The sequence below is a fragment of the Sporolactobacillus caesalpiniae genome, from assembly GCF_040513385.1.
GTDB lineage: Bacteria > Bacillota > Bacilli > Bacillales > Sporolactobacillaceae > Sporolactobacillus.
On sequence record NZ_JBEVCB010000002.1, the window covers coordinates 516,287 to 537,611 of the forward strand.

20 protein-coding genes and 1 tRNA gene are annotated in these 21,325 nt (G+C 46.1%); 3 read left to right on the plus strand and 18 right to left on the minus strand.

From position 1 onward, the window contains the following. Positions 1–269: 269 nt before the first annotated feature. The 8 genes from bcaP to ABWW58_RS05895 all read right to left on the minus strand — a co-directional run bounded on the left by bcaP (position 270) and on the right by ABWW58_RS05895 (position 10,396). The gene (bcaP, locus tag ABWW58_RS05860; protein ID WP_353868256.1) at positions 270–1,688 is read right to left on the minus strand and encodes a branched-chain amino acid transporter BcaP; all 1,419 of its coding nucleotides are present in this window, start codon (positions 1,686–1,688) and stop codon (positions 270–272) included. A 264-nt stretch (positions 1,689–1,952) separates the two neighbouring features. Continuing rightward, positions 1,953–3,236: a phosphopyruvate hydratase gene (eno, locus tag ABWW58_RS05865; protein WP_093672428.1), complete on the minus strand. Its 1,284-nt coding sequence runs from the start codon at positions 3,234–3,236 to the stop codon at positions 1,953–1,955. Between the two features lie 117 nt (positions 3,237–3,353). Beyond that, the gene (gene tpiA, locus ABWW58_RS05870) at positions 3,354–4,115 is read right to left on the minus strand and encodes a triose-phosphate isomerase (protein WP_353868257.1); all 762 of its coding nucleotides are present in this window, start codon (positions 4,113–4,115) and stop codon (positions 3,354–3,356) included. A 53-nt stretch (positions 4,116–4,168) separates the two neighbouring features. Next, positions 4,169–5,356 (minus strand): phosphoglycerate kinase, encoded by a 1,188-nt coding sequence (locus ABWW58_RS05875; protein ID WP_353868258.1) that lies wholly within the window; start codon positions 5,354–5,356, stop codon positions 4,169–4,171. Positions 5,357–5,500: 144 nt separating this feature from the next. Then, a complete protein-coding gene (gene gap, locus ABWW58_RS05880) occupies positions 5,501–6,508 on the minus strand; it encodes a type I glyceraldehyde-3-phosphate dehydrogenase (RefSeq protein WP_093672422.1) in 1,008 nt (335 codons plus the stop codon). A 24-nt stretch (positions 6,509–6,532) separates the two neighbouring features. Next, positions 6,533–7,558, minus strand: coding sequence for a sugar-binding transcriptional regulator (locus ABWW58_RS05885; protein ID WP_093672420.1), 1,026 nt, complete (start codon positions 7,556–7,558; stop codon positions 6,533–6,535). Between the two features lie 383 nt (positions 7,559–7,941). After that, complete coding sequence (gene rpoN / locus ABWW58_RS05890) at positions 7,942–9,246, minus strand: RNA polymerase factor sigma-54 (RefSeq protein WP_353868259.1); 1,305 nt, start codon at positions 9,244–9,246, stop codon at positions 7,942–7,944. Between the two features lie 208 nt (positions 9,247–9,454). Beyond that, positions 9,455–10,396, minus strand: coding sequence for a magnesium transporter CorA family protein (locus tag ABWW58_RS05895; protein WP_093672416.1), 942 nt, complete (start codon positions 10,394–10,396; stop codon positions 9,455–9,457). Positions 10,397–10,476: 80 nt separating this feature from the next. Here ABWW58_RS05895 and ABWW58_RS05900 point away from each other — a divergent pair, with 80 nt between their 5' ends. Next, positions 10,477–10,668 carry a hypothetical protein gene (locus ABWW58_RS05900; RefSeq protein ID WP_353868260.1) on the plus strand — a complete coding sequence of 64 codons (192 nt, stop codon included), beginning with the start codon at positions 10,477–10,479 and terminating at the stop codon, positions 10,666–10,668. 190 nt (positions 10,669–10,858) lie between these two features. Here the strand turns inward: ABWW58_RS05900 and ABWW58_RS05905 are convergent, their stop codons facing one another. Further along, positions 10,859–11,392 (minus strand): CotD family spore coat protein, encoded by a 534-nt coding sequence (locus ABWW58_RS05905; RefSeq protein WP_353868261.1) that lies wholly within the window; start codon positions 11,390–11,392, stop codon positions 10,859–10,861. Between the two features lie 191 nt (positions 11,393–11,583). On the opposite strand from ABWW58_RS05905, the gene ABWW58_RS05910 reads away from it, so the two are divergent. After that, a tRNA-Arg gene (locus ABWW58_RS05910) sits at positions 11,584–11,656 on the plus strand. A gap of 140 nt (positions 11,657–11,796) precedes the next feature. Beyond that, positions 11,797–12,381, plus strand: coding sequence for an ATP-dependent Clp endopeptidase proteolytic subunit ClpP (clpP, locus tag ABWW58_RS05915; RefSeq protein WP_093672412.1), 585 nt, complete (start codon positions 11,797–11,799; stop codon positions 12,379–12,381). A gap of 58 nt (positions 12,382–12,439) precedes the next feature. On the opposite strand, the gene ABWW58_RS05920 is transcribed toward clpP, so the two are convergent. The 9 genes from ABWW58_RS05920 to hprK form a co-directional block, all read right to left on the minus strand. After that, positions 12,440–12,709, minus strand: a complete 270-nt coding sequence (locus ABWW58_RS05920; protein ID WP_353868262.1) for an HPr family phosphocarrier protein — start codon at positions 12,707–12,709, stop codon at positions 12,440–12,442. Between the two features lie 42 nt (positions 12,710–12,751). Next, the gene (gene whiA, locus ABWW58_RS05925) at positions 12,752–13,684 is read right to left on the minus strand and encodes a DNA-binding protein WhiA (protein WP_353868263.1); all 933 of its coding nucleotides are present in this window, start codon (positions 13,682–13,684) and stop codon (positions 12,752–12,754) included. A gap of 17 nt (positions 13,685–13,701) precedes the next feature. Beyond that, entirely contained in the window at positions 13,702–14,664 is a 963-nt protein-coding gene (gene mgfK / locus ABWW58_RS05930) for a gluconeogenesis morphogenetic factor MgfK (RefSeq protein ID WP_353868264.1), read from the minus strand. 4 nt (positions 14,665–14,668) lie between these two features. Continuing rightward, positions 14,669–15,535 carry an RNase adapter RapZ gene (gene rapZ, locus ABWW58_RS05935; RefSeq protein WP_353868265.1) on the minus strand — a complete coding sequence of 289 codons (867 nt, stop codon included), beginning with the start codon at positions 15,533–15,535 and terminating at the stop codon, positions 14,669–14,671. A 507-nt stretch (positions 15,536–16,042) separates the two neighbouring features. After that, positions 16,043–16,999 (minus strand): thioredoxin-disulfide reductase, encoded by a 957-nt coding sequence (gene trxB / locus ABWW58_RS05940; RefSeq protein ID WP_445783414.1) that lies wholly within the window; start codon positions 16,997–16,999, stop codon positions 16,043–16,045. A 128-nt stretch (positions 17,000–17,127) separates the two neighbouring features. Continuing rightward, positions 17,128–18,633 (minus strand): tetratricopeptide repeat protein, encoded by a 1,506-nt coding sequence (locus ABWW58_RS05945; RefSeq protein ID WP_353868266.1) that lies wholly within the window; start codon positions 18,631–18,633, stop codon positions 17,128–17,130. A gap of 155 nt (positions 18,634–18,788) precedes the next feature. Beyond that, the gene (gene ppaX / locus ABWW58_RS05950) at positions 18,789–19,439 is read right to left on the minus strand and encodes a pyrophosphatase PpaX (RefSeq protein ID WP_353868267.1); all 651 of its coding nucleotides are present in this window, start codon (positions 19,437–19,439) and stop codon (positions 18,789–18,791) included. Positions 19,440–19,521: 82 nt separating this feature from the next. Further along, positions 19,522–20,331, minus strand: coding sequence for a prolipoprotein diacylglyceryl transferase (gene lgt, locus ABWW58_RS05955; RefSeq protein WP_353868268.1), 810 nt, complete (start codon positions 20,329–20,331; stop codon positions 19,522–19,524). Positions 20,332–20,365: 34 nt separating this feature from the next. Further along, entirely contained in the window at positions 20,366–21,286 is a 921-nt protein-coding gene (gene hprK, locus ABWW58_RS05960; protein ID WP_093672553.1) for an HPr(Ser) kinase/phosphatase, read from the minus strand. Positions 21,287–21,325: the final 39 nt, after the last annotated feature.

Consider the following 21,325-nt stretch of genomic DNA (forward strand, 5'->3'; position numbering starts at 1 on the left):
TAATGAATAGGCCACAAAGTACGTTATATCAAGGGTTATTTCGGATTTTCACTCTGCGAAAGTTGAGAATTAAGTTCAAACGAATGGAATCAATTGACGGTTAACGTATTCGTTCTGATCATCGCATGATTGCTCACTTTAATCAATTATTTTGACGTGAATTGGAAACGATTAGTCCTATTTTGCTGTCGCGCATCACACCAATAGCAAAAAAAAGAAAAGAACATTTGTCCTTTTCCAGAATTACTTTCATTCAATTTAATCATAGATTATTGATTTTGCTCCCTTTTCAACTTGCCAAGTACACTGTGCCTAAATCCAAAAAGTACATAGATAACAAGTCCGATAGCGAACCAAATTAAGAAGCGAATCCAAGTCTGTCCCGACAGATTGACCATTAGAAAACCGCATGAGAGAACGGCGAGGAATGGTGTCACATAGATGAACGGCACTTTGAAATTTCTTTTGATATCCGGTCGCCTGACACGAAGCACAACAACGCCAATCGAAACGACGATAAACGCAAACAGTGTGCCGATGTTAACAAGCTCAGCAAGTTCATCAAGTGGTATCAGCGCAGAAAATACCGTCGCCATCCCCCAAGTCAAGAGAATGCTGAATACCGGCGTTTTCGATTTCTTCGTCAGTTTGGCAATTGACTTCGGCAGCAAACCATCACGGCTGATCGCGAAGAAAAGCCGAGTCTGTCCATACATCATAACAAAGAGTACCGTTGTGATACCAAGAATTGCGCCAAGTGATACAAAACCGGCAACCCAGTCTTGATGAACGAAGCGCAGCGCAAAGGCTACCGGATCGCCAACGTTCAATTCGGTGTACGGAACCATGCCTGTTAAGACAACGGAAACCGCGATATAGAGAACCATACATACGCCGAGCGATGAGAGAATACCGATTGGCATATCACGCTGAGGCCTACGTACCTCTTCGGAAGCAGACGACACGGCATCGAAACCAATGTAGGCAAGGAACGCTGTTGCCGCTCCTTTAATCACACCGTTAAAGCCAAATGGCATAAAAGGTGTCCAGTTCGAAGGCTTCACGTAAAACGCGCCGACAACGATGAACAGTAAAACGACACCAATTTTTATAAGAACGACAATATCGTTAATTCGAGTAGATTGCTTCACCCCGGTAAGAAGGACTACTGAGAGCAGCAGAACAATTACCGTTGCCATTACATCAACGTACGTTCCATTGCCGGGATTAAAAGCGGCGCTGATTACGGTTGGCAAATTAAGACCGAATCCTCTCATCAATTCCTGAAAATACGCGGACCATCCACTTGCGACAACCGAGCACGCAAGACCGTACTCCAAAATTAGATCCCAACCGAGAATCCAGGCAAAAACTTCACCGAATACGGTATAGCTATAAGTATAAGCACTACCCGATGCAGGTATCATCGACGCAAATTCTGCGTAACATAATGCGGCAAACGCGCAGGCAATTCCTGATAAAACAAAGGACAGCATAATAGCAGGTCCCGCGTTATTGGCTGCGACAATACCGGTCATAACGAAAATACCGGTACCGATGACGGCCCCAACACCAAGCATCGTCAAGTCGAAAGCGCCCATCGCTTTCTGAAGCCCACTCTCACCGCTTGCCTGATTGATCGTGTACTCCATCGACTTTTTTCTGAATAATCTTCTAAATAAACTCATCCTTAAAATCTCCTTCTGTACATCCTTAATAACACAACGCAAAGGGTATTATTTTTCTCTGTTTTCAGAATTTTATACTCCGATTTTCTCTATTTGCCTTTATGTTGTAGTGATTATTTTACATGTTACCTGGTACTATGTAAAGGTACTAATTAAATATTTTCATCATGAAAAATGACAGCGAAACCCAACAAGTCGGTTCGCTGCCACAGTAAAACAAAACCCCCGCTGAGTTATCCAGCGAGGGCAATTGATTAAATAAACTTATTTAATGTTGTAGAACGAGTCGTCGCCAAGGTATTCAGCAGAAGTAGCGAGGTCGTCTTCGATTCTGATCAATTGGTTGTACTTAGCGATACGGTCTGTTCTTGCAAGAGAACCGGTCTTGATTTCGCCGGCATTCGTTGCAACAACGATGTCAGAAATTGACGTATCTTCCGTTTCACCGGAACGGTGGGAAACGACTGCAGTGTAACCTGCTTTTTGCGCCATTTGGATCGCGTTCAGTGTTTCAGTGAGCGTACCAATCTGGTTAACCTTGATAAGGATCGAGTTGGCAACGCCAAGGTCGATACCTTTCTTCAGGTAGTCAGTGTTCGTAACGAACAGGTCGTCACCAACGAGCTGAACTTTGTCGCCGATCGCTTTGGTCAGTTTAGCCCAGCCTTCCCAATCGTTTTCGTCGAGGCCGTCTTCGATCGAGATAATCGGATATTTTTCAACCAATGCGGTGTAGTATTCGATCATTTCGTCAGTTGTTCTTACAACGCCTTCACCTTTGAAGTTGTACTTGCCGTCTTCGAACAATTCAGAGGAAGCAGGGTCGATTGCGAGCTTAACGTCAACGCCCGGTTTGTAACCTGCTTTTTCAATTGCTTCAAGAATCGTGTCAAGAACTTCTTCGTTGTTCTTCAGGTTCGGAGCAAAACCGCCTTCGTCACCAACAGCCGTCAGATGGCCCTTAGCAGAAAGAACGGATTTCAGAGCGTGATATACTTCAGCACCGATACGTACAGCTTCCTTGATGGAATCTGCGCCTACAGGCATGATCATGAATTCCTGGAAGTCTACACTGTTGTCAGCGTGCTTGCCACCGTTAAGAATGTTCATCATTGGTGTAGGAAGCACTTTTGCGTTTACACCGCCGAGGTAACGATACAGCGGAACACCGAGTTCATCTGCAGCAGCGTTAGCAGCAGCAAGAGAAACACCAAGAATTGCGTTAGCGCCTAATTTGCCTTTGTTTTCTGTTCCGTCAAGATCGATCATTGCTTGGTCAAGGGCCACTTGGTCTTGAACTTCCATACCGATTACTTCAGGAGCAATTAATTCATTAACGTTCTTTACAGCTTTCAGAACGCCTTTGCCGCCGTAACGGCTCTTGTCACCGTCACGTAATTCAACAGCTTCGTGTTCACCAGTAGAAGCACCACTTGGAACAAGTGCGCGGCCTTTGCCGCCGTCTTCTGTATAAACTTCAACTTCAACAGTTGGGTTACCGCGAGAGTCGAGGACTTCACGACCGTAAACTTCAACGATTTGAGACATTCATTATCTCTCCTTATCATCATATAAATTTTATATGGTGTACTGAAAACCGAGCGCTATGTCCGGACGATAACGGACGGCTTCACACCAATTCATTTCATGTATTATCTGCAAACCTCAGCCTTTTACTGCGTCAAGCAGAGCAAGGAAAGATTCTGGTTGCAGGCTGGCACCGCCGACAAGCGCGCCGTCGATATCCGATTGAGTGAGCAGTCCGGCGATTGTTGCCGGTTTTACGCTGCCGCCGTATTGAATACGAACTTTTGCAGCCGTTGCTTCATCATAAAGATCAGCAATCGTTGCACGGATATACGCACAAACTTCGTTCGCATCTTCATCAGAAGCAGATTTGCCAGTACCAATTGCCCAGATCGGTTCATAAGCAACAACAACATCAGATGCCTGATCACTCGGAACACCTGCAAATGCTTTTGTTACTTGGTTCTTGACAACGGATTGCCATTTGCCGCCTTCACGTTCGTCCAGCGTTTCACCAACGCAAACGATTGGAGTCAGTTTATGAGCGAATGATGCAAGTACCTTTTTATTAACTGTTTCGTCCGTTTCAGCAAACATCGCTCTTCTTTCAGAGTGGCCGATGATTACATACTGAACGCCTAGATCTTCGAGCATAACCGGGCTTACTTCACCCGTGAATGCACCGGATTCTTCAAAGTGAACATTCTCAGCGCTGATTTTCAGATCTGAGCCTTTTGCGTCCGCAACAATGCGGTCCAAGGCGAGAAAAGGAGCAGCGACAACGGAATCAACGAGGTCGGCAGCCGGAACTTTATCCTTAACTGCTTCAACGAATTCGCTTGCTTCCTTAACTGTTTTGTTCATTTTCCAGTTTCCGGCAATAATCGGTTTACGTGACATGAATGGACACCTACCCTTTCTTGCGGTTATTTCTTAAATTATCTTGTCCAGATTTACTCAGCGTCATCAAGTGCGGCAACGCCAGGAAGTACTTTGCCTTCCATCAGTTCAAGAGAAGCGCCGCCACCGGTCGAGATGTGCGTCATTTTGTCTGCAAGATGGAACTTCTCAACAGCTGCCGCGGAATCGCCGCCGCCGATGATTGTTGTTGCGTCGGTTGCATCAGCAAGTGCTTGTGCGATCGCTTCTGTACCTTTCGCATAAGGTTCCATTTCGAAGATACCCATTGGTCCGTTCCAAACAACAACTTTAGACTTCTTGATTGCTTCGGAATAGAGAGCAACCGTCTTCGGTCCGATGTCAACGCCGAGCCAGCCTTCAGGCATTTTGTCGATATCGACAACGTCTTTGTTTGCTGTTTCAGAGAATTCATCAGCAATGACCGTATCAACAGGTGTTAAGAAATTAACGCCTTTTTCTTTAGCCAAAGCAAGGAATTTCTTAGCGAGATCCAGCTTATCTTTGTCAAGCAAAGATTTGCCGATTTCGTAGCCCTGAGCCTTAACGAATGTGTAGGAAAGTCCGCCGCCGACGATCAGCGTATCTACTTTATCAAGCAGGTTTTCGATAACGCCGATTTTGTCGGTAACTTTCGCACCGCCGATGATAGCTGTGAACGGGTGTTTCGGATTTTCAAGAGAAGCACCGAGAATTTTCAATTCCTTTTCGAGAAGGAAGCCTGCAACTGCAGGAAGATAGTCAGCGATGCCTGCTGTTGACGCATGCGCGCGGTGAGCAGAACCGAATGCGTCGTTTACATAAACATCTGCAAGCGCAGCAAATGCTTTTGCAAGTTCCGGATCGTTTTTCTTTTCGCCTTTTTCAAAACGAACGTTTTCAAGAAGAAGAACGTCGCCTGCGTTTAATTTCGCAACAGCTGCGTCAACTTCCGGTCCGACAACTTCGTCCGTCTTTGCGACAGGCTTGCCGAGCAGTTCGCTCAAGCGTTTTGCAACAGGATCCATTTTGAAGGAATCCTTGTCTTCTGCTGTCGGGCGTCCGAGGTGAGAAGCCAGAATAACTTTCGCGCCGTTTTCGATCAAATAGTTAATGGTTGGGAGCGCTGCACGAATACGTGTATCGTCCGTAACCGTCGTACCGCTAAGCGGAACATTGAAGTCAACGCGGCAGAAAACTTTCTTGCCTTTAACATCAATGTCTTTAATGGTTTTCTTTGCCATGCCTAGACCCTCTTTCACTTTATTTCATCACATGGAGGCAAGGCTGCAGTCCGAACCTCCATCGATAAGAACAGTATTCGTAAAAAAAGCGGAAACAACTAAGGTTTCCGCTATTCAAGTTCTATTCAAAAAGTTAGGCAATCCTTATTTTGCAAGTTTTGCGAAGTATTCGAGCGTACGAACAAGTTGTGAAGTATAAGACATTTCATTGTCATACCATGCAACAACCTGAACGAGTTGCTTGCCGTCTACATCAAGAATCTTTGTTTGAGTTGCATCAAACAGAGAGCCGTAAGTAATACCGATTACGTCAGAAGAAACGATCGGATCTTCGTTGTAGCCAAGAGTTTCGTTAGCTGCGGCTTTGATCGATTCGTTGATTTCTTCTACACTCGTGTTCTTAGCGAGCGTTGCGTAAAGCAACGTTACAGAGCCAGACTTAACTGGAACACGTTGAGCAGATCCGTCAAATTTGCCTTTCAATTCAGGAATAACAAGAGCAACGGCTGCAGCAGCACCTGAAGAAGCAGGTACGATGTTTTCAGCAGCGGCACGTGCACGACGAAGATCGCCGCCTCTGTGCGGGCCGTCAAGAGTCATTTGGTCGCCTGTGTAAGCGTGAACCGTTGTCATCAAGCCTTTTTCGATGCCGAATTTGTCGTTCAATACTTTAGCTACAGGAGCCAAGGAGTTCGTTGTGCAAGAAGCACCGGAGATAACAGTTTCAGATCCATCGAGTGAATCATTGTTTACGTTGAATACAATCGTCTTCAAGTCGCCCTTAGCAGGAGCAGAGATAACGACCTTCTTAGCGCCGCCCTTGATGTGCGCTTCAGCCTTGTCTTTCGATGTGAAGAAGCCTGTGCATTCAAGAACGATGTCAACGCCGAGTTCGCCCCAAGGCAATTCAGCTGGGTCACGTTGTGAGAGAACTTTAACTTTCTTGCCGTTAACTACGAAGTAGCCGTCTTCAACTTTAACTTCGCCATTGAAACGGCCTTGTGTTGTATCATATTTGAGCAGGTTTGCGAGCATTGCTGGGTCTGTCAGGTCGTTAACCGCAACAACTTCCAGTTCAGGAACATCCTGAATTCTTCTAAATGCAAGACGACCGATACGTCCGAAACCGTTAATACCAACTTTAACTGTCATGTTAATAATGACCTCCTAAATGGTTTAGAAATTTTTTAAAATCTCTTGCGCTGCTCCTTCATCCGTGATAAGCACAGAATCCGGACCTTTCTTGCAGTAAGCCTGAATTGCCTCAGCCTTAGACTTGCCCCCGGCCACGGCAATCACTGAGTGCGCGCCGAACAGGTCTTCCCATTGCAAACCAATGGTCTGAACCTTATGAATGACGCGGCCCGTCTGATCAAAGAAATAGCCAAAAGCCTCGGCCACAGCATGTTCCGTGTCGACCCTTTTGAGAATTTCTTCTCCGGAATGCCGGCGAATTGCCATCGTTTTCGCATCACCAATGCCGTGTACGATGATGGTTGCGCGATGGACATGCTGTAACACCCGATGAATGCTGGGCTCTTCCATCAAGCTGTGATAGGACTCATCACTGAGCTGATCGGGAACGTGGAGCAGATGATAGCGCCCTTCAGCTTTTTCAGCCATTTTGGCGCAGATCGTATTCGCTTGATTTTCGACCCGCTCGCCAAGACCGCCTCTCGCCGACACAAACAGGAGATCCTGATGCGCTTTTCTGAGCGGATGCATCATTTCAGCAACGGCTGCGAGCGTTGAGCCCCCGGTCACTGCGATGATGTTGATCGCGCCCAGTGCGCGTTCGATTTCCTTGACGCAGGCCAGCCCCATCTCATTCTTGACTGTCGCGTACTGATCACTGTCACCAGAGACAATGACAACTTTGGAAACGCCGAGAACTTCTTCCAATTGCTTTTCCATGTTCCTCAATCCTGAAATGTTCTTCATCACTGTTCCAAGAGCCTTGACAATGGCTTCTCCGTTTTCCGTCAGATACATGCCGCTTGACGCCATTTGGATTAGCCCTTGCTGACTGAGGAACGTGACCTCGCCGCGCAGCACACGTTCCGTCATGCCCAAATGGGATGACAAGCTTCGTCTGCCGATTGGCTGAAGAAAATGTAGAGATTGAAGAATACGGTAGCGACTGGACATTATGTCTAAGACGTCGGGGATCAGCCTTTTCTGAAGATCAAGCAAATGTTCCACAGCGTCCCCCTCGATCGACCTATACAGGTCTCAAAATGTCCCACACAGTCATTTTATGTCCCATCCGCTCCATTTATCATGATAGCAACTTTCACCTATGTTTACAAGCATAATCATGTAAATGTTTTGTATGGACATTTTAATGACGCAGATTTGTCACATTATGAAAAGTGTTGATATAATGCGGTTTATTGATTTTGAACAATCTGCATATTTTGAAAAATGTCACATCTACATGCCCGGCTCCCACGTTCCCGAATCCCCTCTTGTGATTTTGATCCATGTGAAGTATACCCTGTTTCGACAAAAGGAAACAAAGAAAGCGTTGTAAACTTTTACAACGCTTATCTGTTCGGGACTTATATTGTCCCTATATAGTTCAGTTAGTTGTACGCAGCCCTGCGCTCGATGGTTGAGCCAATTCCGCAGGCTTGTCGGTATTTGGTTACCGCTCTTCTCGAACAGCCCATTCCGGCCTGAGCAAGCAATTGCGCAAGCATCTGGTCGGACAGCGGTTTTCTGCGATCTTCATTCTCGACTAGCTGTTTGATCTCGAACTGAATTCGAAAAGCGGAGAGCGTTCCTTGTTTCGCGCGAACCGCTCTGATAAAGAAATTTTTTAAAGGAGAAAGCCCGTAATTTGTTTGGACATATTTACCTGCTACGGCTCGACTAATCGTCGACTCATGAACGTCCAACTGATCGGCCGCCTGCTTCATTGTAAGTGGGCACAGATGTTCACGATTCCCAGTTAGAAAATAGGCTTCCTGTCGCTTCATCACCATCTGCGCCAGCTTCATCAGCGTTTGTTTTCGCCTTGAAACGCCTGAGAGCAGCCAATCCGCCTCCTCGAATTTCTCACGCAGATAGCGCTTCGTCTCACGATCCGCGGCCTTCATGTAGCGTTCATAGTCATCCATATTCACCGAGATAGTGGGCAGATATTGGTCCTCAAGCTCACAGACAAGCCCGCCGTCTTTTTTTGAAATGACAACATCCGGAACAATATAGTGTGGCGGTTCATCCTGAATCGTTGCGACAGGATTCGGATTCAGTTTGCGAATACGCGCGACCGCCTCATTGATCGCATCCTCGTTCGTTCCTAACGAGGAAGCAAGTTCCGCCCAGTCTCCGGTCATAAAACAATCGCGATAATCAGTCAGGATCGTCTCTGCCAGCGGGCAGCGGGGTTCCGAACGCTGCAATTGCAAGCATAAACATTCGATGAGCGAGCGTGCACCGACACCGGCAGGCTCCAATGACTGCACAACGGCTAGTGCCTGGTCCGGATCTGCTTCGAGCTTGCCAAGTCGATCCAGAATCGTGTCCGGTTCCTCATCAAGGAACCCATTGTCATTCAGTGAATCAATCAGCAAGTCGGCCGCTTCCAAGCATATCCGATCAAGTCGCGTCTGATGAAGATCGCGGTGCAGCAGTTCACGAAAATCAACCGTATCTGCTGCCGTCTCCTCGATTACATCCGACGTATATTTGCCTTCTCCTCCCATCGAGGAATAATCACGGTGATAATCACGCTCCTCAACACGCAGCAGCGGATTTTCCATCGCCTTTTCGTGGAGGAGTCGCGAAAGTTCCTCATTATTACATTGGAGTACCGTCACAGACTGATATAAGGCCGGTGCCATTTTCAATTTCAACGATTGACTTTGAACTAGTGCTAACCCCATCTCGCTCACCCCCTTTCTTATTATTATAGCAATAGGTCCATAAAATGACTACGCTTTCAATAATGTTTTTTGTCGAATTTTATCCTATTTAGCGCCATTATGAGAAAATGTGTTCACATTCATATAAAATCAAAATAAGTTCTCGAACCGCTGATGCAAAAAAAAGGCACTGGTGATTGAACTCACCTTACCTTTTATTCCTTCCTTATCAAAAATATTTCTTTTTCCAGAAGAACAGTGCCGTAATTCCGGCCAAACCGATCGCGATGCTGATCGGAATCCAAAATGCGTGCGGCGCGTGTTCCCAAGGAATTGAGCCTACATTCATTCCCCAGAAGCTCGCCACCATGGTTGGAATGGAGAGCACGATCGTGACCGTGGTCAAAAATTTCATCACCAAGTTCACATTATTTGAAATTACGGAAGCATACGCGTCCATCATGCCACTTAAGATATTGCTGTGCACTTCCGACATTTCAATCGCCTGCTTAATTTCGATAATGACATCCTCAAGCAAGTCTTGATCGTCCTCGTACATGCGCAGGAAGCGCTGTTTGGTCATTTTTTCTATAACAATATTATTTGATTTCAATGACGTCGTGAAATAAACTAATGTCTTCTCGAGACTCAGCAAATTAAAAAGCTCTTCATTCCGCATCGATTCATGCAGCTCGCGCTCAATCAACGAAGTTCTGCGATCAATTGTTTTTAAGTATCTGAGATAATAGCGGGCAATCGCGTAAAGCAGTTGCAGTGTAAACCTTGTTTTCTTATAGGTGAAAAAGTTGCGAATTCTATTATTGATGAAATCATCGATGATCGGATTGCTCTGCAGGCATACAGTCACGAAGTAAAAAGGTGTGACAATAATACCAAGCGGGATAGTGTCATAAGGCGCGGAATCGGATTCATCTTGTACGAGTACAGGAAAATCGACGATAATGAGCACCGAATCGTCTTCTTTTTCGATACGCGAGCGTTCGTCGTCATCCAACGAATCGCGAATAAAGTCTGATGGGATGCCGGTTCCTTCAACGACTTTCTGAACTTCAAATTCAGAAGGTCTTGTCAGATTAATCCAGCACCCCTTTGCCAATTCATCTTTTTTAACCAAACGATCTTGTTCATCCGTTAAATAAATGTCAATCATGGTGCACCTCCTCTTAATTCAGAGGAAGCCTACACAGATATACGCTCGCTGAAGGGAGTTTAATCGTCCAAGAGCGTTTGATGCCATATAAACTTCCCCTTGCCAATGACTGGGATCCGGTTTTTGACTCGAACCGTCAGAACTCATTGAACGATCACTTCCTTCAGCAGACAATGTATTTGATGCGCAGCGCTAAATGCGGGCGCAGCCGTGCCACCAAGTACTATATTACATGGTGTTCCGGTAGAACACAAATGAATGATGAACGTTAATTTGTAAATTATTTGGCAAAAAATTGTTACAGTTAGTATCTATTGGGTTAAGCCAAGCTCTTAACACGGTCTGAACTTCAGCGCGAAGTCGCTGCTTCTTTTCCGGTTAAAAGCGAAAAAAGAACCTTTGTTTTTTTAACAAAAGGCTCTCGGTATTACGTTCATGATGCAGTTCGACTGTTCAGTCAGATCAGCAGTGCGGTTTTGGAAAGCACGGTTTGCCGCATTGTACGTTATAATGCGATTCATCACACGTCTCAGACAACGTATGCGGATAGTAGTGCTGATGTTCATAGATGTAATGAGTTTTTCTGATCGTATGCAGTTGATGGATATGTTTCACAATGACTGGCTTATAAATGTGCTGAACGTTGACCGTTTGCGGATCATAAACCGTCCCGCCTTGTGTCGGTGGACAATGAAGCGTATTTTCAGTTGTCTTGCCTGCAGCCGCACCGGCTCCGGTCTGAGGGCCGTATGGTGTTGGCATGGCGCCTTTTCCTTTTCCTTTGCCTGGCCCCATTGCTTTTGTGCTCGGACATTTGAAAGCAGGCTGGTATTCCGGTTTGAATTGTGGTTTCGGACTTGGCATCGGGCTAATTGCGCCCACATTGCCCATATTGCCGACATTGCTCACGTTACCCACATTACCCACATTGCCGACATTGCCCATGTTTCCAGGATTAACCGGAATAGGATTACTTGAATAAGGTGAAACCTCCATAGTTTTGCTCCTCCTCGTCAATTAAAGTACACTAATAACCTATGAGTCCCCGTAACCTATTGCACTAATGAGAACACCTAATTTTGGTCACTCAGCCTAAAATTGGGCGAATTTCGGAGCCAAGTTTTCTAATAATGCTTGCAAAAGCGGGACAAATCACTTAGAATAGACAAATGTCAGCAAAGCATTGCGCGCTCGTAGCTCAGTGGATAGAGCAATGGTTTCCGGTACCATGTGTCGGGGGTTCGACTCCCTTCGAGCGCATAATAAGTAAGTTGTGGATCAGCCATCCGGGCTGGTCTTTCTTTTTTGTCCTTTAAATTTGACCTATATTGACCTTTAATGTATGATGAATGTGGTTAAGGGAAAAATAACTTTTTTCAATGGAAAAGGGGGTTCGTTCAATGCCTTTAATACCTACAGTCATTGAGCAGACAAACCGCGGTGAACGCGCGTACGACATCTACTCACGCTTATTGAAAGACCGCATTATTATGCTTGGAACAGCGATTGACGATAATGTTGCTAATGCCGTTGTCGCTCAGCTGCTTTTCTTGGCAGCCGAAGATTCGGAAAAAGATATTTCGCTTTATATCAATAGTCCCGGTGGATCAATTACAGCGGGAATGGCCATTTTTGATACGATGCAATTCATCAAACCGAAAGTTTCGACGATCTGCATCGGTATGGCCGCTTCGATGGGCAGCTTCCTTCTGACCGCCGGTGAAATCGGCAAGCGTTACGCACTTCCAAACAGTGAAATTATGATTCATCAACCGCTTGGCGGCATGCAAGGTCAGGCATCAGATATGGAAATTCACGCAAAACGCATCATCTCCATTCGCGAAAAATTAAACCATATCTATGCTGAAAGAACCGGACAGCCTTATGAGGTCATCGCCCGTGACACGGATCGTGACAACTTTATGTCCGCCGAAGAAGCCAAAAAATATGGTTTGATTGACGAGATTATGGTCGCAGCGAAATAAGCAAAAAAAATGTCGGACACAGTGTCCGGCATTTTTTTGTTTATTAGAGTAAGCGCTATCATTTTAATTCGCAATGCTTTTGTTCAATAAAATCAGTGAGTGTTTCAAGCGCCGCGCGTTCATCCTCACCCTCAGCAGTAAGGAGAATTTGATCACCGCAGGCGAGCGCACTGCACATCACGCCCATAACGCTTTTCATGCTTGCCACATGTCCGTCTTTGACTAGTGTAAGGTTAGATCGAAACTCATTTGCGTTCTGCACAAACAATGCCGCTGAACGCGCCTGAAGCCCTTTCTCTAAACCAATAGTCACTTCTTTAGTCAGCAATTCAGTAATTGCCTCCTTTCAAGAGAATGACGGCGCTGCAAGTTATTGGCCTTGCCGGATCTGATTGGCGATTGCGTCAATTTTTCGGAAGCGGTGATTGATCCCGGACTTGCTGATCGGCTCACCGCTCACCAGTTCACCAAGTTCCTTCAAGGTGATGTCCGGATTTTTCAAACGAATCTCAGCGATTTCACGCAATTTATTGGGCAGTTCCTCCAATCCAATCGTTTTTTCAATAAGTCGGATGTTCTCCATCTGCCTCATTGCGGCGGAGACTGTTTTGTTGAGATTGGCTGTCTCACAGTTCACCAGACGGTTCACCGAGTTGCGCATATCTTTGACAATACGGATATCCTCAAAATAAAACAAGGCCTTGTTCGCGCCGATGATGCTTAGAAAATCGGTGATCTTTTCGCCTTCCTTCATATAGATGATGTACCCGTTCTTTCTCGGCAAGATTTTAACATTAAGATTGAACGTATTCATCAGTTTAGCCAAAGAATACGTATGTTCTTCATAATTCGAAAAAATTTCTAAGTGATAGGACGATTCCGGGTGATTCAGCGATCCTCCTGCTAGAAACGATCCGCGCAGATAGGAACGCTTGCAGCAGTCCTTTTCAATAAGACTCGTCGCTATTTCTCGTGTGAATTGCCCGTTATCATCAATTATTTTCAGGTCTTCAAGGAACGGCCGCGCGGTGTCTTTTAATCGAACAATGTAGACATTATTCTTCTTTAGCCGCATCTTTCTGCGAACCAAAATCTCAATCTGATAGTGATAGACCTGCTTAATCAGTCGAAAAATGCGGCGAGAAATCGCCGCGTTCTCAGTCGCAATATCCAGTTCGATTCGTTTATTGCGAATTGAGATGAACCCATTCATCCGCGTCAACGCAGCCAACTCGGCACGCGCGCAGCAGTCATCCACCTCAAGCATGGTTAATTCCTTTTTTGTTTCAGCGGCAAATGACATGGAAAATCCTCCAAACCTCACACTTTTTTCTGAGTAAATAAAGACAACAGCATACGACCGACAACCGCTTCATCATGGCGAACCATGCCTCTAGTTGTCTTAATCAGCGGCCCGTGAATCACATCGACCCCTAAATCATTCAGCCGTTCCCAGTCAATGCGTACCGGTTCTGATTCCTCGGCAGCATAGCGTTTCAACAAATCACGTTTGATGGGCTGACTGTTCACAACGATGGTGTCAATGAAGGGGCGCGCAACATGACGATGGATCGCCTCGATATGTTGCGACGCTGTAAAGTGGTTGGTCTCCCCTTTTTGCGTCATGATATTGCATACATATACTTTCCTTGCTTTTGCCCGTTCAATTTCTTTGGCAAGCTCAGGAACCAGCAGATTCGGAATCACACTGGTATACAGACTGCCCGGCCCGAATGTAATCATGTCCGCTTCACGAATCGCGCGGATACTTTCCGGCAGCGGGCAAATATCCGCCGGCTTTAAGAAAACGTGTTCAATGCGTTTATTAACCTCAGTAATATGAGATTCACCCTCAATGATGCTGCCGTCACTCATAACTGCGCCAAGCATAATCATCTGATCTGCGGCAGGAAGTACTTGACCGTGAACATTAAGAATTCGACTCAGTTCACGCACACCTTTAACAAAATCGCCGGTGATTGACGATAGAGCCGCAATAAGCAGATTCCCCATGGAATGACCATTTAATCCACTGTCTGACTTGAATCGGTGCTGAAGCAGTTTCTCAAACATAGGTTCAATATCCGATAACGAAACAAGAACATTACGAATGTCGCCGGGAGGAGGGATCTGCAATTCATTTCTCAGCATCCCACTGCTGCCGCCATCGTCCGCCACAGTCACAATTGCGGTGATATCCACCGGATACTTCTTCAATCCCCGAAGCACCGCTGGAAGTCCTGTGCCACCGCCAATCGCGACTATTTTTTTTCGATCTGTCATTCGTTTAGTTTCCTCTCTCAATATCCCGGTGCGACACAGTTGTCGGGAAATCTCCGGAAAGTTTTTTGGCGATCCATTCTGTCAAAGCGACCGATCGGTGTTTGCCACCTGTACAGCCAATCGCAATGACCACCTGTCCCTTGCCTTCACGTTTGTATTGCGGGATCATAAATTCGAGCAGATCCATCAATTTTTTCAGAAACTGCTGCGTTTCCGACCATTTCAGCACGTATTCGGAAATATCGGCGTCCAGCCCAGTCCGCTCACGCATATGCTTCACGTAATAAGGATTAGGCAAAAAGCGCACGTCAAATACGAGATCGGCGTCAATCGGCAGTCCGTTTTTAAATCCAAAGGAGAGTAAATTGACGCGGAAGGTCTCCGTTTCGCTGGCAAATTCCTGAACGATCTTATCGCGCAGCTGCCTTGGTTTCATATCTGTTGTGTCTATATAGAGTTGAGCGAGTCCTTTAACTTCTTCGAGTTTCTTTCGTTCAGCGCGGATACCCTCGATCGGCCGGCCCTTTGGAGCCAGCGGATGTGAACGCCGCGTCTCCTTATAACGATGAACCAGCGTTTCATCCTTAGCGTCGAGGAATAAAATTTTAGGTTTGATTTTCTCAGATTTACTGAACGCGTCCAGTGAGGCAAAGAGCGAATTAAAGAACGTTCTGCCCCGAAGGTCCATCACGAGTGCCAGCTTGTTTAATTTGTCTGAATCTGAGTCCTCAATCAAATCAATAAATTTAGGCAGCAAGGTCGGCGGCAGGTTATCAATGCAGAAGTAACCCAAGTCCTCAAATATTCGAGTCGCAATGGTCTTCCCCGCACCCGACATCCCGGTTATAATTACTACTTGAATATCCTTCATCTTGCATCCATCCCCGCCGATCAATTTTTTACGCAAGTTGGCGGTCACTTCCGCCAAGGTGCGCAACTGTCTCTCTATATAGTATACTCGAAAAAAATTCATTCAGAAAGACAAACGATGATCAGGAATATCGAAGGTCGTGCGGTGGCTTCGACGTTGCTCATAGGATGTACTTTCACAGGAGATGATGACTTTCGCGTTGTGTACAGGACGTACGCGTACTTAGCGAAAGTTCCAGTTAGTCGAAGCTCCTCTATTTTCCGGGCCGCTAATGCTCGTTTCCTTAACTTATTTATTTTTTATAGTTTATTATCAGTGTAAAAAAAGTGACACCGCAATTTGCGCGTGCCGCTCAATAAAGCCTATATAAAAAAGGGGGGTTAAATTCATAATTAATTTTACTTCTTCTTCATTTCATAAAGATTACACGATGATTAAACACTTATGAAGATAGCAGCGAATATTGGCTTAAGAATTACGACTTAAGACGCAAAACAGATAAAGTACTTATTTTACCGCAGAAGCATCCTTCAGCGTCTCAACATATTTCTGAGCATTCTCTGCCGCAATACTGCCATCGCCGGTCGCCGTAACGATTTGGCGCAGTTCTTTCTGGCGCACATCCCCTGCCGCGAAGATTCCGGGGATGCTCGTTTCCATCTTTTCATTGGTGACAATGTAGCCTTGCTCGTCAACAATATCCAAATCTTTTACCGCGGTGGTCAGAGGATTCATGCCGACATAGATAAAAACACCGTCAACCGGGAAATCCGTTTCTTCGCCGCTTTTTTTATTTTTCAAAGTCAGACTGGACACTTTGCCGTCTGTTCCGTTGATTTTGGTACAAACCGTATCCCAAATAAAGTCTACTTTTTCATTGTTGAATGCCCGCGTCTGAAGAATTTTCTGGGCACGCAGCTGATCACGACGATGAACCACCGTCACATTGGAAGCGAACCGGGTCAAATAAGTGCCCTCTTCAACCGCTGAATCGCCGCCGCCAATGACAGCTAATTTCTTTTCTTTAAAAAACGCGCCGTCACAAACCGCGCAGTAGGACACGCCGCGTCCGGCGAGTTCTTTCTCGCCGGGCACACCAAGTTTCCGGTATTCCGCCCCTGTCGTCACGATAACCGTAGACGCCTTGTATTGCTTGCTGCCGCAGTCAACCGTTTTATAATCCGATCCATCAATGATCTTCTTGATGTCGCCGTACGCGTATTCAGCACCAAATTTTTTCGCATGTTCAAACATTTTGTTAGACAAATCAGGACCGAGAATTGATTCAAAACCCGGGTAGTTCTCAACAGCTTCCGTATTCGCCATCTGTCCGCCGGGAATGCCTCGCTCAATCATTAAAACGGACATATTCGCTCTTGCCGCATATACGGCGGCTGTCATTCCGGCCGGACCCGCCCCCGCAATAATCACATCATAAATTTTCTGTTCTTCAGTCAACGTCAATCCATTCCTTCCTTAACTAGAATATTAGTCTTTTTATAATAATTATTATCTACTCATCTGATAATTCTATGCTAAAGAATACGGCTTCTAAAGTCCAGAAAAGTGCTCATGCGAAGAGCAATGGCGAATCATTCAGAATAGTCCTCCCACTGTTTCTCAAGTGCAATTGATAATTCTTGGATATGTTTGCGCAATCGGTACAGCGTCGTTCCAGCATTCGATGCTATTTTTTTCTGAGCGACCGGTTTGCCAAACTCCTTTTTCCATAAATAGATCAGCGCGGCCGCCCATCCCTTGATGTCTTGGTCCCTAACCGTCGCGAACGAATGAACAACCGACCAAAAGCTATAGAGCTCCGGGTGTTTCATTGTTTCTTTTCCTCCGCCTGCCAGACGTTCGACCTCACGCATGATTTGCATACTCGCGTTACACGTGCCGCTCTCCATTTCCTCGAGCAGTCCACGCGCAATTCGAATGATTTCGGGATTCATTCCATTTTTGACCACATTCTGAATCAAGATTCGATAGTGGTGATGAGACGCATAGAAAAGGGAAAAAATTTGAAAGGCCTTCATCTCTTCCCAAATTTCTTTATGAATAAGATCTTTGACCATAAAATTAGATCCCGCATCCGGTTCAAACATCATATCCTGAATCTTATTGTATTTGAACGGATGAAACGGTTTATCGCTGAAATAGTCTACACGTTTCCAATTCTGCCTGGCGCGCTCTAGATCGTTGCAGTGATAAGAGGAAAGCGCCATCCAAAAGTAAAACACTTGATCACGGCGCGCGCCGCGTTTTTCAGCGATACGCAGCCAGTAGTACGCTTTTTCATAATCTCCGATAAACAAGTAAGTCGAACCGAGCTTCCCGCAGTGCTCCGGATAAAGCGGATAGATGAGATCAAGACGCGCAACCACTGAGTTCAATCCATCCTTGTCGCCAATTTGATAATAAAAAGTCGTCAGATTGCAGAGTGCATGGATGTTTCCCGGATCCTTTTCCAAAACGAGATGCGCGCTGGCAATTGCCTGATTGGTATCCCCCGTTGAAAAGTAGGCAATCGATAGATTATTTTGCGCCGCGAGAAAATCAGGCTCGTCCTCGATCACCTGTTTAAAAAAGTCAATCGCCTCACCGAAATGACCATGCTCCAGTGCCAATCGCCCACGTTCATGAACGGTGACATAGGCAGATTCCTCATCTTCCAACTCTTTCATTTCCATAGTCAGCATCTGAAACAAATCCTGAGCCTCACGCTTGTACGTCCCGTTCGGATCGAGCGTTAAATAGGTCTGTACTTCATCGATCGCCTCTTGAAATTCACCAAGATAAGCGTAATTGTTCGCAATAAAAAAATAGCAGTCTGTCAGTTTTGAATCGAGTTCATAAACCACTTTCTTCAACAAATGGATCGATGACTCATATTCTTCCAGTTCAGCAAGAATCTCTGCCTGCTGACATAAGTAATCAACATCATTCGGTCTAAATTTAATCGCTCGCTCCATATATTTGCTCGCGCGCTCAAGATCGCCTTTTTGAAAACAAGCCATCCCTTTCTGATAAAAAAAGTCACTGTCACAGTGAAAATCAATGACTTGAGCTTTTTTTGTACAGTTTCTCTCCTCCATAAAATCCTTTTGCCCCCGTGCTCTTATTTCATAATTCCTCAACAATTATAGCATAACTCCGGCCGCCAATTGTGAAATTAACAAGAGCGGTGCATTGCTTGTGCGCAAAAAAAATTACCCAACCGCCACTCAAGCAGTCGGGTTGATTTCTTTTTTTATAGCGAGACATCGACGGCGTTTACAATGCCAACCAAGTCATTCATGGTGTTGAGCAGATAGTCAGGATTCAATCGTTCAAGCATAGTCCGTCCCTTAAGCGACCAGCCAACCGCAGCCGTGCGGACATGCGCGTTTTCTCCGGCAAGTATGTCTGAAGGGCTGTCGCCAACCATAATCGTTGAATCACGCTCAGCAGACAACGCGTTCATCGCACGCTCTACCGGTTCCGGATCCGGCTTGAGGCGCATGACATCGTCGCTGGTCACGACTGTTCCAAAAAAGTCCGCCATGTGCGTCAGATTAAGCCCGCGCTCCACCATGTCCCGTCTCTTGGTTGAAACAACTCCAAGTGCGCATCCTTCCCGTTTCAGCGCGCTCAGCGTCTCACGCACATAGGGAAACTCCTTCACCAGTTTATCATGATAACGACTGTTATGATCGCGATAAACAGCCACCATCTCATTTGTGAGTTTCGGGCTGACCCGATTAAAACTCGTCTCAAGTGACTCGCCGATGAACGGAATCAAGTCTTCTCGCGTGAATTCACCGGGAAAATAGCGATCCAGCGTGTATTGAAAAGAAGTCAAAATCAGCGTATTTGTATCAATTAGCGTTCCATCTAAGTCAAACAATACCGTTTTAATCAATGCACCCAACTCCCATCAAAAAAATAAAAGATCACCGCCCATAGATCGATAGACTGCGGTGATGCATATAGTAATTGATTTTTTATTCCCCATAGCGCGGTCTGTTTTTCTGTGCCGCACGCCAATAAATGATCAAACTAATGCCTACGATGACAAGAACCACTGACAACCATTGCGACACGCGGAGCGGCCCAAGCATCAGGCTGTCGGTCCGCAAACCTTCGATATAAAAACGACCAAGCGCGTACCAGGTCACGTATGTCATGAACAGTTCGCCGCGCTTCAAGCGAACCAAGCGCCTGATCGTGAGAAGCAGAATAAACCCGATTATATTCCAGAGCGATTCATACAGAAAGGTCGGAATATAATAAGTTCCATCAATATACATCTGGTTCACAATGAAATCCGGCAGATGCAGATGTTCCAAAGCGGCACGCGTCGTTGGACCGCCATGCGCTTCCTGATTCATGAAGTTTCCCCACCGGCCGATTGCCTGACCAAGAATAATACTTGGCGCGCATATATCGGCGACTTTCCAAAATGAAACGTGACGCAGGCGGCAGAAGACGATCGCAGTCAGAACCGCTCCGATCAATGCACCGTAAATGGCGATTCCGCCATTCCAAATAGCGATAATTTGACCGGGATGTTTTGAATAGTACCCCCATTCAAACGCCACATAGTAGATACGTGCGCTGATCACGGCAATCGGCGCCGCGTAGAGGAGCAGATCAGTGAACGTATCGGTAGGGAGATCGAAACGCTTGCCTTCACGCATCGCTAAAAGTAAGCCAAGAAGTGCGCCCGCCGCAATAATGATGCCATACCAGTAGATATGTAACGGCCCGAATTCAAAAGCCATTCGATTAAGTGGTTCAATTGCTTGATTCATAAAATTGCCACCTCATATTTTCTTCGTACGTTGATTAGCGGTCATGTAGACTGTCATTCAATCGATCAGCAAATTGCTGCGCCGCATGATAGCCCATATTCTTCAATCGAAAATTCATCGCCGCAACTTCAATGATCACGGCAAGATTTCGTCCGGGACGTACCGGCAGTACCAATCTCGGAACATCCGTATCGATCAACTTAATTTTTTCTTCATCCAACCCAAGCCGGTCATAAACCTTGTTCTGGTCCCAAAGCTCCAAGTGAATCACTAACGAGACCGTTTTATAGTTGCGAACCGCGCCCGCGCCAAATAAGGTCATCACATTAATAATGCCGAGTCCGCGAATTTCCAGCAGATGCTGAATCAGTTCCGGCGCGCTGCCGACTAACTCAGCCTCGCCCTCCTGCCGGATCTCGACCGAATCATCCGCCACGAGGCGATGCCCACGCTTCACCAGTTCGAGTGCCGTTTCACTCTTGCCGACACCACTGTCACCGGTGATAAGAACACCAACACCGTAAACATCCACAAGAACACCATGCACTGCTGTCATTGGCGCGAGACGGGATTCCAAGTAGTTGGTGATCATACTGCTCAGCCTTGTCGTCTGCATTTTTGATTGCAGCACGGGCACATGACGTTTATCCGACGAAATGATAAACTCTTCCGGCACGTCAATTCCGCGCGAAATCACAATGCACGGTGTCTGCGCGGTGCACAGCTGCGAGGTTCGTTTATACCGTTCGTCCATACTCAGTTCATTGAAAAAAGAAAGCTCGGTACGCCCAAGCAGTTGCAGACGTCTCCGTGGATAGTAAGTAAAATAGCCGGCGATTTCAAGACCGGGACGAGAGATGTCGCTGACAATAATTTCGCGATCCAGTCCCTCTTTACCGCTAACCAACTTCATATCAAAATGCTCAATAAGCTCATGTACACGCACTTTGTTCATAGGATCAGTTTGCCGCCGGAACCTGTCCGTTTTTCTTTC